Origin of the sequence: Nonomuraea sp. PA05, assembly GCF_008086045.1 — a bacterium.
GTDB classification, from domain to species: domain Bacteria; phylum Actinomycetota; class Actinomycetes; order Streptosporangiales; family Streptosporangiaceae; genus Nonomuraea; species Nonomuraea monospora.
The window spans coordinates 405,915-419,595 of the sequence record NZ_VSEY01000002.1 but is presented as its reverse complement, the minus strand read 5'-3'; the positions used below and the strand labels follow the sequence as shown (position 1 = coordinate 419,595).

Sequence of the window (13,681 nt, the reverse complement as noted above, 5' to 3'; positions counted from 1 at the left end):
GCCGGTCTGAATGGGGGAGAGGACTAACGCATGGCGATGACAGGTGTGGTGAAAGACGAGCTGAGCCGCCTGCCGGTGCTCAAGCCGTGCTGCCGGAAGGCGGAGGTCTCGACGTTGCTGCGGTTCGCCAGCGGCCTCCATCTGGTGGGCGGGCGGATCGTGATCGAGGCGGAGCTCGACACCAACGCCACGGCACGGCGGCTGATCAAGGACATCGGCGAGGTGTTCGGCCACAAGGCGGAGGTGCTCGTGCTCGCGCCCGCCGGGCTGCGCAAGGGCTCCCGCTACGTGGTGCGCGTCTACCGCGACGGTGAGGCGCTGGCCCGGCAGACGGGCCTGATCGACAATCACGGCCGCCCGGTGCGCGGCCTGCCCCGTCAGGTGGTGGCGGGGGCCTCCTGCGACGCAGAGGCGGCCTGGCGCGGCGCGTTCCTGGCGCACGGCTCGCTGACCGAGCCGGGGCGGTCCATGTCGCTGGAGGTCACCTGCCCGGGGCCGGAGGCGGCGCTGGCGCTGGTGGGCTCGGCACGGCGGCTGAAGATCCACGCCAAGGCGCGCGAGGTGCGCGGCGTGGACCGGGTCGTGGTGCGCGACGGCGACGCGATCAGCGCGCTGCTCACCCGGCTCGGCGCGCACGACAGCGTGCTGGCCTGGGAGGAGCGGCGGATGCGCCGCGAGGTGCGCGCCACCGCCAACCGGCTCGCCAACTTCGACGACGCCAACCTGCGCCGCTCGGCGCGGGCGGCGGTGGCGGCGGGCGCGCGGGTGCAGCGGGCGCTGGAGATCCTCGGGGACGAGGCGCCGGAGCACCTCGTGGTTGCGGGGCGGCTGCGGGTGGAGCACAAGCAGGCGTCGCTGGAGGAGCTGGGGCAGATCGCCGACCCGCCGCTGACCAAGGACGCCATCGCGGGGCGTATCCGGCGGTTGCTGGCGATGGCGGACAAGCGGGCGTCCGATCTGGGGATTCCCAACACCGAGGCGAACCTCACCGTCGACATGCTTGCACCTTGATCTTTTACGGCAAGCCGACCAGGGCCCACCCACCGCACGTGGCTGGGCCCTGTCCAGGGGGACGCTCCTGCGGTGGAGGTGGCGGGGCGCCGTCACGCGCGCACAGCGGGCCGTGGGCGTGGGTCAGTCCCTGGCCGGGTCGCGAGGGGTGAACAGGTCCGCCGATGGCTTCGGGGTGGGCTGCTGGGCGGGCTCGAACGGGGCCCGGTACTCCGGTTCCGGCTCCGCCTCTTCGGCGGCCCGCTCCGCGCGCAGTGCGCGGCGTACGCGGGTGACCCGGAGGGTGACCAGGGCGAGGGCGGCCAGGGCCGCCACGGCGATGCAGAGCCAGGCCGCCCACGTCTGCGTCAGGGCGCCCCGGTAGAGCGACAGGGCGTCGCCGAGGCCCGCGTTGAAGTTCTCCAGAGTGACGTCCCCCACGGTCACGTCCATGGTGGAGCGCTGCGGCGTGCGCAGGGCGGCGCCGTCCATGACGGCCTTGCCGGTGATCTGGCCGGCCGCCACCGCGCCGCCCGCGTACAGGGCGGCGAGGGGGAGCAGGGTCAGGCTGCTCGGGCGGACGGCGCCGATCGCGAGCGCCACCACGACGGCGATCAGCAGCGACAGCGCGAGCGAGACGGGCAGGCCGCCGCCGAAGGTCATGACGGCGGCGGGAAGGCGCTGCTGGAACAGGATGGCCGCCCCCAGGCCGGCCGCGCACAGGAGCGCGGCGAGCAGGCCCGTGAGGAGCCCGGAGAGCAGGCCGGACCGCTTATGTGACATCTCAGCCCCCAGAGAATGCACGAATTTACTCCGACGAGTCGGGCACTTTACTCGAACCTCGCAAAACGTGCCGCCAGAACGGTGATTCGCGCCGCGGGACCTGCAGTGGTCTAAACCAATTTGGGTCCGATAAGGTTCGTGGTTGAGGTTTCAGCCCGCCATCTGTTCGAGGAGTTCGGTTCCCGTGAGCATCCGCGTAGGCGTCAACGGCTTCGGCCGCATCGGTCGCAACTTCTGGCGCGCTGTCGCCGCCAGCGGCAAGGACATCGAGATCGTCGCGGTCAACGACCTGACCGACACCGCGACGCTCGCGCACCTGCTGAAGTACGACAGCATCCTCGGCCGCCTGCCCTACGAGGTGAAGGCGTCGAGCGACGAGATCACCGTCGACGGCAAGGCGATCAAGGTCTTCGCGGAGCGCGACCCGGGCAAGCTGCCCTGGGGCGAGCTCGGCGTGGACGTCGTGGTGGAGTCGACCGGCCTGTTCACCGACGCCACCAAGGCCAAGGTGCACGCCGACAACGGCGCCAAGAAGGTCATCATCTCCGCCCCGGCGAAGAACGAGGACGTCACGGTCGTCATGGGCGTCAACGACGGCACCTACGACGCGGCCAAGCACACGATCATCTCGAACGCGTCCTGCACCACCAACTGCCTGGCGCCGCTGGCCAAGGTCCTTCACGACACCTTCACCATCGAGAAGGGTCTGATGACCACGATCCACGCCTACACGCAGGACCAGAACCTCCAGGACGGCCCGCACAAGGACCTGCGCCGCGCCCGCGCCGCCGCGCTCAACGTGGTGCCCACCTCCACCGGCGCCGCCAAGGCCATCGGCCTGGTCCTGCCCGAGCTCAAGGGCAAGCTCGACGGCTTCGCCATGCGCGTGCCGATCCCCACGGGCTCGGCCACCGACCTCACCGTCGAGGTCGGCCGCGACGTCACCGTCGAAGAGGTCAACGCCGCGTTCAAGGCCGCCGCCGAGGGCCCGCTCAAGGGCATCCTCACCTACACCGAGGACGAGATCGTCTCCTCCGACATCGTCACCGACCCGGCCTCCTGCATCTTCGACGCCGGCCTCACCAAGGTCATCGGCAACCAGGTCAAGGTCGTCGGCTGGTACGACAACGAGTGGGGCTACTCCAACCGTCTGGCCGACCTGATCGAGCTCGTGGGCCGCGGCCTCTGAGCGCACGGCTGAACGGGAGCATGAGCATGCGCACGCTCGACGAGCTCGACGTGAAGGGGCGGCGCGTGCTCGTGCGCGCCGACCTCAACGTCCCCCTCGACGGGGAGACGATCACCGACGACGGCCGCATCCGGGCGTCGGTGCCGACGATCAAGGCCCTGGTGGAGCGCGGCGCGAAGGTCGTCGTCTGCGCCCACCTGGGCAGGCCCAAGGGCCAGGTCAACCCGAAGTACTCGCTCAGGCCCGTGGCGGCGCGCCTGGGCGAGCTGCTCGGCCAGGACGTGGCCTTCGCCACCGACGTGGTCGGCGACAGCGCCCGCAGCACGGTCGATGCCCTCCAGGACGGCCAGGTGGCCCTGCTGGAGAACCTGCGCTACGAGCCCGGCGAGGAGTCCAAGGACGACGCCGTGCGCGGCGAGTTCGCCGCGAAGCTGGCCGGGCTGGCCGAGCTGTACGTCGGCGACGGCTTCGGCGCGGTGCACCGCAGGCACGCCAGCGTCTACGACGTGCCCGGCCTGCTGCCGCACGCCGCGGGCGGGCTCGTGGTGGCCGAGGTCGAGGTGCTGAGGAAGCTGACCGAGGACACCGAGCGGCCCTACGTGGTGGTGCTGGGCGGCGCCAAGGTCTCCGACAAGCTCGGCGTCATCGCCAACCTGCTGACCAAGGTCGACCGCCTGCTCATCGGCGGCGGCATGGCCTACACCTTCCTCAAGGCCCAGGGCCACGAGGTCGGCAGGTCGCTGCTCCAGGAGGACCAGCTCGACCAGGTGCGCGGCTTCCTCAGCGAGGCCGAGGAGCGCGGGGTCGAGCTCGTGCTGCCGGTCGACGTGCTGGCGGCGGTCACCTTCGCCGCCGACGCCGAGCACGACGTGGTCGAGGCCACGGCCATCCCGGCCGACCGGGAGGGCCTGGACATCGGGCCGAAGACCCGCGAGCTGTTCGCCGCCAAGCTGGCCGACGCCAAGACCGTGTTCTGGAACGGGCCGATGGGCGTGTTCGAGTTCGACGCGTTCTCCGGCGGCACCAAGGCGGTCGCCCAGGCGCTGATCGGCTCCGACGCCTTCACCGTGGTGGGCGGGGGCGACTCGGCGGCGGCCGTGCGCAAGCTGGGGTTGCCCGAGGACGGCTTCTCGCACATCTCCACCGGTGGCGGGGCCAGCCTCGAATACCTCGAAGGCAAGGACCTGCCCGGACTCGAGGCTCTGGAGGACTAGTTGACTCAGCGGAAGCCGCTCATCGCCGGCAACTGGAAGATGAACCTCAACCACTTCGAGGCCATCAAGCTGGTCCAGAAGCTGGCCTTCGCGCTCAACGACAAGGACTTCGACAAGGTCGAGGTCGCCGTCCTGCCGCCGTTCACCGACCTGCGCAGCGTCCAGACCCTGGTCGACGGCGACAAGCTCAGGATCGTCTACGGCGCCCAGGACCTGTCCCAGCACGACGCGGGCGCCTACACCGGCGAGGTGTCGGGCGCCATGCTGGCCAAGCTGGGCTGCACCTACGCTACGATCGGGCACTCCGAGCGGCGGCAGTACCACGCCGAGGACGACGACCTGGTCAACGCCAAGGTGCTGGCCGCCTACCGGCACTCGGTGACCCCCATCCTGTGCGTGGGGGAGCCGCTGTCGGTGCGCCAAGAGGGGGGCCACATCGCGTACTGTCTTGCCCAACTCGACGGCGCGCTGCGCAAAATCAGCGCCGAGCAGGCAAAATCGATAGTGGTGGCCTACGAGCCGGTGTGGGCGATCGGCACCGGCGAGGTGGCCACCCCGGAGGACGCGCAGGAGGCCTGTGGAGCGTTGCGGGTGAGACTCGCTGAGCTCTACGACGCCGAAGTGGCCTCTGGCATCCGTATCCTTTACGGTGGCTCGGTCAAGTCAGGCAATATCAAGGGGATCATGGCTCAGCCGGATGTCGATGGCGCCCTCGTGGGTGGTGCGAGCATCGACGCCGACGAGTTCGCGAGGATCTGCCGATTCTCCGATATGCCCGGCTAACTGAGCCGTTCCGGGGGTGCGACTTGACATCAGGTCGTACCCTCAAGAGGCAAGTCTGAATCGTCACGCGTAACAGAGCATTGAAGGAACAGGCATACCGTGGAAATCGGAATCTCCATCGCCCTCATCCTGGCGAGCCTTCTCATGATCCTGCTCGTCCTGCTGCACAAGGGCAAGGGTGGTGGCCTGTCTGACATGTTCGGCGGCGGCTTCTCGTCGAACTTCGGTGGTTCCTCGGTGGTGGAGCGCAACCTCGACCGGCTTACCGTGATCACGGGCACGGTCTGGTTCGTCTGCATCATCGCTCTCGGCCTGCTCATGAGGCCCTGAGCAACAAAGTCAACGCGTGACAGTGATTCTCCCCCCGTGTCTGTACGCGGGGCGATCGAGCGAGGAGTTCATCCGTGGGTAGTGGCAACGCGATCCGTGGCAGCCGAGTCGGCGCCGGCCCGATGGGGGAGGCCGAGCGCGGCGAGGCGGCTCCGAGAGTGCGGGTCTCGTTCTGGTGCGCCAACATGCACGAGACGCGCCCCAGTTTCGCCAGCGACGCGGCGGTCCCCGAGACGTGGGACTGCCCCCGTTGCGGCCTTCCTGCTGGACAGGACGAAGCGGCGCCGCCTGCCCCGCCGAAGAACGAGCCGTACAAGACGCACCTGGCTTACGTGAAGGAGCGCAGGAGCGACAAGGACGGCAAGGCGATCCTCGAGGAGGCACTGGAGCGCCTGCGGAACAACAAGTCCCCCTGGTAGTCACAGGCGACGACGAAGGGCCCCGGGAGTGACTCCCGGGGCCCTTCGTCATGATCGGAACGTCTCGTGGGCGGGCGCGCTCGGCGTGCTGGTGCGCGCGGGTGCACGGCGTGCTGATGCGCGCGGGTGCACGGCGGCTCTCGTGCGTGCGTCCGGCGCGTTCGGCGGCTCGCGTGCGCTCGGCGCGTCGTGCGAGGGCGTGTGTTTCAGGGCCGCTCGTACACCGGTTCGCCGTCCACGAACGTCATCCGTGCCCGGGTGGTCCAGATGTCGCCGGGCGGGAGCTCGAACGGGTCGCGGTCCAGCACCACCAGGTCGGCCGGGCGGCCGGGCTCGACGGCGCCGGCGGGCGAGCGGTTGATCCAGGCCGACCCCGCCGTGTACGCGGTCATCGCCGTGCCCAGGTCGAGGCGCTGACCGGGCAGGAACGGCGTCTGCGCGGTCGGGTAGCCGGCGTGCACGGAGCTGCCCGGCTCGGTGCGGTTGACGGCCACGTGCATGCCCTGCAGCGGGTCGGCGTCGGAGACCGGCCAGTCGCTGCCCGCGCAGAAGCGGGTGCCGTGCGCCAGCAGGTCGGCGAACGGGTACTGCCACGACGAGCGCGGCTCGCCCAGGTAGGGCAGCGTCAGCTCGTCCATCTGGGCGTGGTGGGTGGCCCACAGCGGCTGCAGGTTGGCCGTGACGCCGAGCGCGGCGAAGCGCGGCACGTCGGAGGGCTCGATGATCTGCAGGTGGGCGATGTGGTGCCGGTTGGCGGGGTCCGTGCCCTCGAAGCTGTCGAGCGCCTCGCGCACCGCGCGCTCGCCGATGGCGTGGAAGTGCACCTGGAAGCCGTGCCGGTCCAGCTCGGCGACGTACTCCCTGAGCTTGGCGGGGTCCACGTACGACAGGCCCGTGCCGCCGCACAGGCAGTACGGCTCCAGGGTGGCGGCCGTGAAGTTCTCCGTGATGCCGTCCTGCATGATCTTGACGGAGGTGGCCGCGAAGCGGTCGAGGCCCTCGGCGGAGGCCCGGCGCGCGATCAGGTCCTCGATCTGCTCGGCGCCCCGCGTGCGGTCCCACCACAGGGCGCCCACCACGCGGGCGCGCAGGCGTCCCGAGCGGGCCGCCTCCAGGTAGGTGGGGAGCTGGTCGTCGGAGCCCGCGTACGAGCCCACGATGGCGTCCTGCCAGCCCGTGATGCCCAGCGAGAACAGGTGCCGCTCCGCGTCCGCGAGGGCGTCCAGCAGGTCCTGGGCGGCCGGGCGCGGGGTGAGCAGGCCGACGAGGTCCATGGCGCCCTCGTGCAGGACGCCGGTGGGCTCGCCCGCGGCGTCACGCTCGACGCGGCCGTCGGCCGGGTCGGGGGTGTCGCGGGTGATGCCCGCCCTGTCGAGCGCGGCGGTGTTGACCCAGGCGGCGTGGTGGTCGCGCTGGATCAGATAGACGGGACGGTCGAGGAAGTCGATCTGGTCGCGGTGCGGAAGGCCGCCCGGAAATGCCGACATGTCCCAGCCGCCGCCATCAATCCACTCTTTATCAAGATTTTTAGCGGCATAGTCGGCGATCTTTTCTATGTAGGCGTCAAGGCCGAATACCCCTGACAAATCACACTTCGCTCGTTCGAGCCCGGCCTGAACCGGATGCAGGTGCGCGTCCGTGAAACCCGGCGTCAGCAGAGCGCCGTTCAGATCCACCGTTTCGTGCGGCTCGCGCGCCAGCTCCCGCTCCGGGCCGACGGCGGCGATCACGCCGTCGCGCACCAGCACGGCCTCGGCCAGGACGCCGCGCGGGGTGAAGACGCGCCCGCCTCGGAAGAGCAGGTTCATGGGGGGTTTCCCTTCTGGCGAAGAAGTCAGTGTCCCGTGATCAGGTCGGCGAAGCGGGCCAGCACCGAGGTGCGCGGCATCGTCCGCTCCCGGTGGTCGGCCACCCGGTACAGGCGGTACATCGTGTGCACGCCCAGCCACCGCAGCGGCTCCGGCTCCCACGACCGCACCCGGCGGCCCACCCACGGCAGCGACGTCAGCTCCGTCTCCTCGCCCAGTATCAGGTCGCGCAGCGTGCGGCCGGCCAGATTGGTGGTGGTCACGCCGTGCCCGGTGTAGCCGCCCGCCCAGCCGAGCCCGGTGGCCTGGTCCACGTGCACGGTGGAGCACCAGTCGCGCGGCACGCCGAGCACGCCGGACCAGGCGTGCGCGATCGAGGAGGAGCGGGCGGCGGGGAAGAACTCGGTCAGCAGCCGCCACAGTGCCTCGACGGTCCACTCGTGGGTGTGGCCGCGGGCGTCCACGCGGGAGCCGTACAGGTAGGGCCGGCCGCGCCCGCCGAAGGCGATCCGGTCGTCGGCGGTGCGCTGGGCGTACATGTAGTAGTGGGCCATGTCGCCGAGCAGCTCGGCGCCCTGCCAGCCGACCTCGTCCCAGAAGGACGCGGGGAGCGGCTCGGTGACGATCATGGAGCTGTTCATCGGCAGCCACTGGCGGCGCAGGTGCGGCAGGCGGGCCGTGAAGCCCTCCGTCGCCCGGATCACGTGGCCCGCCGTCACGGTGCCGTACGGGGTGACGGCCCGCTGCGGGGCGATCTCGGTCACCGGGGTGCGCTCGTAGATGGGCACACCCAGGTCGCGCACGGCTCTGGCCAGGCCCTGGGCCAGCTTCGCCGGTTGGATGCGCGCGCAGTGGGGGCTCCAGGAGCCCTCCAGGGCGCCCGCGACGCGCAGGTGGTCCGAGGGGTCGACCAGGCGCAGATCGGCCTCCTCGATGCCCCAGGAGCGGGCCGAGGACACGCTCTCGCGCAGCCGGGCGGCCTGGGCCGGGGTGCGCGCCACGTTCAGCACGCCGCCCTTGACCAGGTCGCAGTCGATGGACTCCGTCTCGCAGACCGCGATGACCTCGTCGATGGAGGCGTACATCTCGCGCTGCAGCCGCCGCGCGCCCGCGCCGTAGCGCTCGTGCGAGCCCGCCAGGTCGCCGGTCAGCCAGCCGCCGTTGCGCCCCGACGCGCCGAACCCGGCGAACTCCTGCTCCAGCAGCACCACGTTGAGGGAGGGGCGGGCGCGCTTGAGGTAGTACGCGGTCCACAGGCCCGTGTAGCCGGCGCCGACGATGGCCACGTCGGCCTGGAGGTCGCCGTCGAGGCGGGGGCCGGGGGCGGGCAGGCCGGACCGGTACCAGAAGGAGACGTCGCCGTTCACGTACTCGGACGACAAAGGAACACGCACGCTCATGGCGACATATCCTCCTATATCGGGATAAGTCGGCGCATCTTGCGACGAAATACGCAATGAAACACGTCGTTAGCGGCCGCGTAACAGCCGCCGTGCATGCTCGGACGCATGGGATTCTTGCGCATCCGCACCACCGTGGACGAGCGACCCGGCCGGCTGGCCTCGCTGGCGGCGGCCCTGGCACACAGGGGCGGCAACATCCTCGGCCTGAGCGTACAGTCCGACACCGACGGCACCGTGGACGAGTTCGTCGCCGACATCCCCGCGAGCCCCGAGACCGTGCGAGAGGCTCTCGAAGCGGCCGGGGGCCGCAACGTCAAGGTGGTGCCCGCCACCGCCCACGAGCTGACCGACGAGCCCACCAGGGCGCTGCTGCTCGCCTCCAGGCTGCGCACGATGCCGTGGCGGCTGCCCGAGCTGCTCGCCGAGCTGCTGCGCGCGGACGACGCGCGCTGGGTCTATGGTGAGGCCGTGAGTGATCTTCCCGACCCGACCCAGCTCGTCGTGCCCGTCGCGCCGCGCAGAGCGGTCCGGCTGCGCCGCGCCGACCTGCCGTTCAGCCTGACCGAGGCGGCCAGGGCCGCCTCCTTCGCCCGGCTCGCCCAGCCCGCGACCGAGCAGAGCGGCGCCACCGACGGAGCGGTCAAGCTCGCCGACGGCGTCGAGGTCACCGTCCGCCCGCTCACCTCCATCTACCGCGAGGCCGTGCGCGACCTGCACGACAGGTGCTCGCCGGAGTCGCGCAGGTTCCGCTACTTCACCTCGATGCCCGCGCTGCCGCCGCGCATGTTCGACAAGCTCTGCGACAAGAACAGGGGACACTCGCTGGTCGCCGGGCACGACGGTCAGGTCGTCGGCATGGCCAGCCTGATGTTCACGAACGATCCCGGCACCGCCGAGATGGCTTTCCTGGTCGAGGACCGCTGGCAGGGGCGCGGTCTGGGCACGGCGATGGCCCGGATGCTGGTGCGGGCGGCTCGCGACCTCGGATACGCCGAGGTCAGGGCCACCATGCTGGCCGACAACGTGCGCATGCGGCGGCTGCTGCTGTCGCTGGGCGCCACCCTCGGCTACACCGAGGACCCCGGCGTGATCGAGGCGCGGCTGCCGGTCGGCGCGATGGTGCCGGCCTAGAGGCCCTGTCACCGGCGCGGGCCGGGGCGGTGGTGCCGGCCCAGAAGGCGTCAGCCCAGGGCCTCGCCCTCGCCCTCGCGGGGCTCCTCGCCCGCCTTGTCGCGGGGCGGCGGCGTGTCGCGTTTGATGCCCAGATGGCGCTCGATGCGGTCGAGGCTGTCCTGGATCTGGGTGAGCCGCTCGCTCAGCACGGAGCCGCCCGCGAAGAACATCTCGCTCGGGCGCTCCTTGGAGCCGCGCCCCACGCGGTCCAGGACGCGCTGGCGCACGTCGATCAGGTCCGTGCCCGCGTCCACGAGCGCCTGGGCGGCCAGGCCCTCGCCCTCCCTGATCAGGCCGAGCAGGATGTGCTCCGTGCCGATGTAGTTGTGCCTGAGCTGCAGCGCCTCGCGCAGCGACAGCTCCAGGACCTTCTTGGCGCGCGGTGTGAACGGGATGTGCCCCGCCGACGCCTTGGCGCCGGACTGCCGGGTGCCGCCGGGCGCGGCCGCGTCGCGGCCCACCTCGCGCTCGACGAAGGCGCGTACGTGGTCGAGCTCCACGCCGCAGCTTTCGAGCACGAGCGCGGCGAGCCCCTCACCCTCGTGGATGAGGCCGAGCAATATGTGTTCCGTGCCGATGTAGTTGTGGTGCATCATCCGCGCCTCCTCCTGGGCGAGGACGACGACCCTGCGCGCACGGTCGGTGAAGCGTTCGAACACCGGGGGGCCTCCGTTCGGCTGGCGCTGCCTCCACTATGCGCTAGAAGGGCGCGCATGTGGGGTATTTGTCCTGTGTGGATCTTGACGAGGTGGCGGACCGGCTGTACGCGCTGACGCCGTCCGAGTTCACCGCCGCACGCACGGCCGAGGCCCGTGCGGCCAAGGACGCGGGCGACGCGCGCCTCTCGCGCGAGATCGCGCGGCTGCGCAGGCCGACGGTGTCCGCCTGGGCGGTGAACAGGCTCGTCCGCGAGCATCCCGGCGAGCTCGCCGAGCTGCTGGACGTGGGGGAGCGGCTGCGCGCCGCCTGGCAGGAGCAGGACGCCGACGCGCTGGCCGAGCTGACCCGGCGCCGAGGCGAGGTCGCGGCCAAGGCAGGGCGGCTGGCCAGGCAGGCGGGCGGGCTGTCGGCGGCGGCCGGCACCGAGGTGGACCAGACCCTGGACGCGGCGCTGGTGGACGCCGGGGCGGCGGCGGAGGTGCGGCAGGGGCGGCTGGTCAAGCCGTTGCGGTACAGCGGGTTCGCGCCCGCGCCCGTCTCGCGCGCGCCCGTCTCCCGGAACAAGCGCAGCGAGCAGGAGCGGGCCGAGGAGGAGGACGAGCGGGCGCGGGCACGTGAGGAGGCCGAGGCCAGGAAGGCACGCGAGCGCGAGGAGGCGGAGGCGGCGCACCGGGAGTGGGTGCGGGAGGTGGACGCCGCCCGGGCCGAGCACGAGGAGCGGGCGGAGAAGGTGGCCCGGCTGGAGAAGAAGCTGGGCAAGGCGCGCAAGAAGCTGGACGAGGCCAGGCAGCGGCTGGAGGTGACGCAGCGCGAGGAGCGGCATGCCCGGCAGCGGCTGGAGCGCTAGACCGGCCGGCGCACGGGGGACGGCGAAGGTCCGTGCCGGCCGGCGTTCGGTGGGGCGTCAGACGGGGAAGCGGGGGTGGCGGCGGGCCGCCATTCCGCGGCGGGCCATCGCGCGCCGCGCCATCCGGCGGGCCGAGCGGCGGCGGTGCGTCCAGGAGCGTTGCCGGGTCCGCCTGCTCCCCGCGACCCAGCGGGACAGCGCGAGCGGCCCGTACGCGGCCAGCACCGCCCCCACCTCCACGGCCCGCCCGGCAGCCGCGGGAACGGCCAGAGCGGCGGCGGTGGTGAGGGCGTACACCATGGAGAAGCGCGCGGCGGAGCGCACGCGCACGGCGGCGCGCCGGAGCCGGGCGACGGTCCACCGGCGCGGGACCGCGCCGCTCACCAGGAAGGTCAGCGCGACGGCGCCGAGGTTGGTCGCGACGGGCGACCAGAACGCGCGCAGGCTCAGGTAGACCAGCGCGTACAGCACGCAGGAGGCCGCGTTGACCATGACGAAGGAGAGGAAGGTGGCCTCGCGCGGCCGGGCGACCACCGCGTCCGGGTGCCTCGGCCTCGGCTCGGGCCGCGCCACCTCGACCCTGGCCCGCCCGCGGCAGATGGACCAGGCGACCCTGGCCAGCCCCTTCAGGTCGTCGATGGCGGTCCTGACGACGCGCACCCGCGAGTCGGTGTCCTCGATCCAGTCGACGGGGACCTCGTGCACGCGCAGCCCGTTGTGCTCGGCCAGCAGCAGCAGTTCGGTGTCGAAGAACCAGGCGTCGTCCCGTACGTGGCCCAGCAGCGGCCTGACCACGTCGGTCCTGGCCGCCTTGAAGCCGCACTGGGCGTCGCTGAAGCGCACCCCGAAGCCGTGCCTGAGCAGGGCGTTGTAGCCGCGCGACACCACCTCGCGGCGCAGCGAGCGGCGGGTGCGGGCGCCGGGCGCGAGCCGGGTGCCGATGGCGATCTCCGAGTGGCCGCTGGCCACCGAGGCGACCAGCGGGAACAGGGCGTCGAGGTCGGTGGACAGGTCCACGTCCATGTAGGCGACGATGTCGGCCGTGCTGTCCTGCCAGGCCGCCCGCAGCGCCGCGCCCCGGCCGCGGATGTCGAGCCGGCGGGCGTGCACCTGCTCCAGCTCGTTCGCCAGTGAGGCGGCGGCCCGCCAGGTGCCGTCGGTGCTGCCGTTGTCGACGATCGTGATGCGCCACGGCAGCGGGAAGCCGCCGAGGTAGGCGGCCAGCGTCCGGACGCAGCCCGGCAGCGCGCGCTCCTCGTTCAGTACGGGGATGACGATGTCCACGCTGACCGGCGCGGCCGCGGGCGCGCCGTGCCACGCCCGCGGCCGCCGGCGGGCCGGCGCGTCGGTCACATGCCGGACCACGGCCGGACGGGAACGACGTAGAAGCTCTGGTTCACGTTGCCGTGGCAGCGGTAGGCGACGATGGAGGCACCGTCGCCGAGGCTGCCGTCGCGCACGTCCAGGCACTTGCCGGCGGAGGTGCGGATGGCGAACCGGCCTCGGCTGACGGGCGTGAACCGGAAGCGCTGGTTGTGCTCGGCGTGGCAGCGGAACTGCACGAGCCGCGCGCCGTCGTCGCTGCTGCCGTGCTCGACGTCGAGGCACTTGCCGCTGAAGGTCTGGATGGCCACCGAGCCGTCGGGCAGCCGGCGGAGCCGGAAGCGCTGGTGGGACTCGTCGTCGCAGCCGTACTGGATGATGGGCGTCCGGTCCTCGGCGCTGATGCCCGCGACGTCGAAGCACTTGTCGGCGTGCGTCTGGATCTCCACGACGTCGCCGCCGTGCCGCGGGTCCGCGACGGCGGGCGGCGCGCTGAGCGTGGTGAGGGCGATCGCCGTGACGGCGCAGCTCGCGGCGGCGCGAGCGGTGGTGCACAACCTCATGGTGGGTCCTTTTTTGTCATGAATAGCCGGTTGACGCCCGGCGACGTGAACATCGCGAATATCGCGAAGTCATGCTAACGGCGGGCGTGAGAATTCTCCGGATGTGCGCTGGGTGTGTCGCGATCGGCGCCGCTTTTCGAAATATCGGACATTTCCCATCGTGTGGGGGCGATATGACTCTTTGCCAGGCTTTTGG

13 protein-coding genes and 1 pseudogene are annotated in these 13,681 nt (G+C 71.6%); 8 read left to right on the top strand and 6 right to left on the bottom strand.

Translation table 11 applies throughout. The features are described from left to right. Positions 1-30 precede the first annotated feature (30 nt). On the top strand, positions 31-1,011 hold the full coding sequence (gene whiA / locus FXF51_RS04915) for a DNA-binding protein WhiA (RefSeq protein ID WP_043628190.1): 981 nt from the start codon (positions 31-33) through the stop codon (positions 1,009-1,011). Between the two features lie 123 nt (positions 1,012-1,134). Here whiA and FXF51_RS04910 read toward each other — a convergent pair whose 3' ends face one another. Further along, positions 1,135-1,773 (bottom strand): hypothetical protein, encoded by a 639-nt coding sequence (locus tag FXF51_RS04910; RefSeq protein ID WP_148433016.1) that lies wholly within the window; start codon positions 1,771-1,773, stop codon positions 1,135-1,137. 184 nt (positions 1,774-1,957) lie between these two features. Between FXF51_RS04910 and gap the strand changes: the two genes are divergently transcribed. The 5 genes from gap to FXF51_RS04885 all read left to right on the top strand — a co-directional run bounded on the left by gap (position 1,958) and on the right by FXF51_RS04885 (position 5,708). After that, entirely contained in the window at positions 1,958-2,962 is a 1,005-nt protein-coding gene (gap, locus tag FXF51_RS04905) for a type I glyceraldehyde-3-phosphate dehydrogenase (protein ID WP_148433015.1), read from the top strand. 26 nt (positions 2,963-2,988) lie between these two features. Then, positions 2,989-4,176 (top strand): phosphoglycerate kinase, encoded by a 1,188-nt coding sequence (locus tag FXF51_RS61765; RefSeq protein ID WP_316247603.1) that lies wholly within the window; start codon positions 2,989-2,991, stop codon positions 4,174-4,176. Then, positions 4,177-4,959 carry a triose-phosphate isomerase gene (gene tpiA / locus FXF51_RS61760; RefSeq protein WP_148433013.1) on the top strand — a complete coding sequence of 261 codons (783 nt, stop codon included), beginning with the start codon at positions 4,177-4,179 and terminating at the stop codon, positions 4,957-4,959. A gap of 99 nt (positions 4,960-5,058) precedes the next feature. Further along, positions 5,059-5,289, top strand: a complete 231-nt coding sequence (gene secG / locus FXF51_RS04890) for a preprotein translocase subunit SecG (protein WP_103961759.1) — start codon at positions 5,059-5,061, stop codon at positions 5,287-5,289. Between the two features lie 74 nt (positions 5,290-5,363). Then, positions 5,364-5,708, top strand: coding sequence for an RNA polymerase-binding protein RbpA (locus FXF51_RS04885; protein ID WP_148433012.1), 345 nt, complete (start codon positions 5,364-5,366; stop codon positions 5,706-5,708). Between the two features lie 206 nt (positions 5,709-5,914). On the opposite strand, the gene FXF51_RS04880 is transcribed toward FXF51_RS04885, so the two are convergent. Together FXF51_RS04880 and FXF51_RS04875 are read right to left on the bottom strand one after the other, a co-directional pair. Then, entirely contained in the window at positions 5,915-7,516 is a 1,602-nt protein-coding gene (locus FXF51_RS04880) for an amidohydrolase (RefSeq protein WP_148433011.1), read from the bottom strand. 26 nt (positions 7,517-7,542) lie between these two features. Then, the gene (locus FXF51_RS04875) at positions 7,543-8,916 is read right to left on the bottom strand and encodes an NAD(P)/FAD-dependent oxidoreductase (protein WP_148433010.1); all 1,374 of its coding nucleotides are present in this window, start codon (positions 8,914-8,916) and stop codon (positions 7,543-7,545) included. Between the two features lie 108 nt (positions 8,917-9,024). On the opposite strand from FXF51_RS04875, the gene FXF51_RS04870 reads away from it, so the two are divergent. Continuing rightward, complete coding sequence (locus FXF51_RS04870) at positions 9,025-10,050, top strand: GNAT family N-acetyltransferase (RefSeq protein ID WP_148433009.1); 1,026 nt, start codon at positions 9,025-9,027, stop codon at positions 10,048-10,050. A 251-nt stretch (positions 10,051-10,301) separates the two neighbouring features. Here the strand turns inward: FXF51_RS04870 and FXF51_RS04865 are convergent. Then, positions 10,302-10,751: pseudogene (locus FXF51_RS04865) on the bottom strand (Clp protease N-terminal domain-containing protein); the annotation flags it as partial. Between the two features lie 74 nt (positions 10,752-10,825). Here FXF51_RS04865 and FXF51_RS04860 point away from each other — a divergent pair. Beyond that, positions 10,826-11,599 carry a hypothetical protein gene (locus FXF51_RS04860; protein ID WP_148433007.1) on the top strand — a complete coding sequence of 258 codons (774 nt, stop codon included), beginning with the start codon at positions 10,826-10,828 and terminating at the stop codon, positions 11,597-11,599. Between the two features lie 57 nt (positions 11,600-11,656). Here the strand turns inward: FXF51_RS04860 and FXF51_RS04855 are convergent, their stop codons facing one another. Together FXF51_RS04855 and FXF51_RS04850 are read right to left on the bottom strand one after the other, a co-directional pair. Beyond that, the gene (locus FXF51_RS04855; RefSeq protein ID WP_148433006.1) at positions 11,657-12,952 is read right to left on the bottom strand and encodes a glycosyltransferase; all 1,296 of its coding nucleotides are present in this window, start codon (positions 12,950-12,952) and stop codon (positions 11,657-11,659) included. Next, on the bottom strand, positions 12,949-13,485 hold the full coding sequence (locus FXF51_RS04850; protein WP_148433005.1) for an RICIN domain-containing protein: 537 nt from the start codon (positions 13,483-13,485) through the stop codon (positions 12,949-12,951). The genes FXF51_RS04855 and FXF51_RS04850 overlap by 4 nt, the downstream gene beginning before the upstream one ends. Positions 13,486-13,681: the final 196 nt, after the last annotated feature.

Excerpts from the sequence above, each read along its gene's own strand:
- whiA (WP_043628190.1), top strand. The coding sequence starts at position 31 with ATGGCGATGACAGGTGTGGTGAAAGACGAGCTGAGCCGCCTGCCGGTG.
- FXF51_RS04910 (WP_148433016.1), bottom strand. The coding sequence starts at position 1,773 with ATGTCACATAAGCGGTCCGGCCTGCTCTCCGGGCTCCTCACGGGCCTG.
- FXF51_RS61765 (WP_316247603.1), top strand. The coding sequence starts at position 2,989 with ATGCGCACGCTCGACGAGCTCGACGTGAAGGGGCGGCGCGTGCTCGTG.
- FXF51_RS04880 (WP_148433011.1), bottom strand. The coding sequence starts at position 7,516 with ATGAACCTGCTCTTCCGAGGCGGGCGCGTCTTCACCCCGCGCGGCGTC.
- FXF51_RS04875 (WP_148433010.1), bottom strand. The coding sequence starts at position 8,916 with ATGAGCGTGCGTGTTCCTTTGTCGTCCGAGTACGTGAACGGCGACGTC.
- FXF51_RS04870 (WP_148433009.1), top strand. The coding sequence starts at position 9,025 with ATGGGATTCTTGCGCATCCGCACCACCGTGGACGAGCGACCCGGCCGG.
- FXF51_RS04850 (WP_148433005.1), bottom strand. The coding sequence starts at position 13,485 with ATGAGGTTGTGCACCACCGCTCGCGCCGCCGCGAGCTGCGCCGTCACG.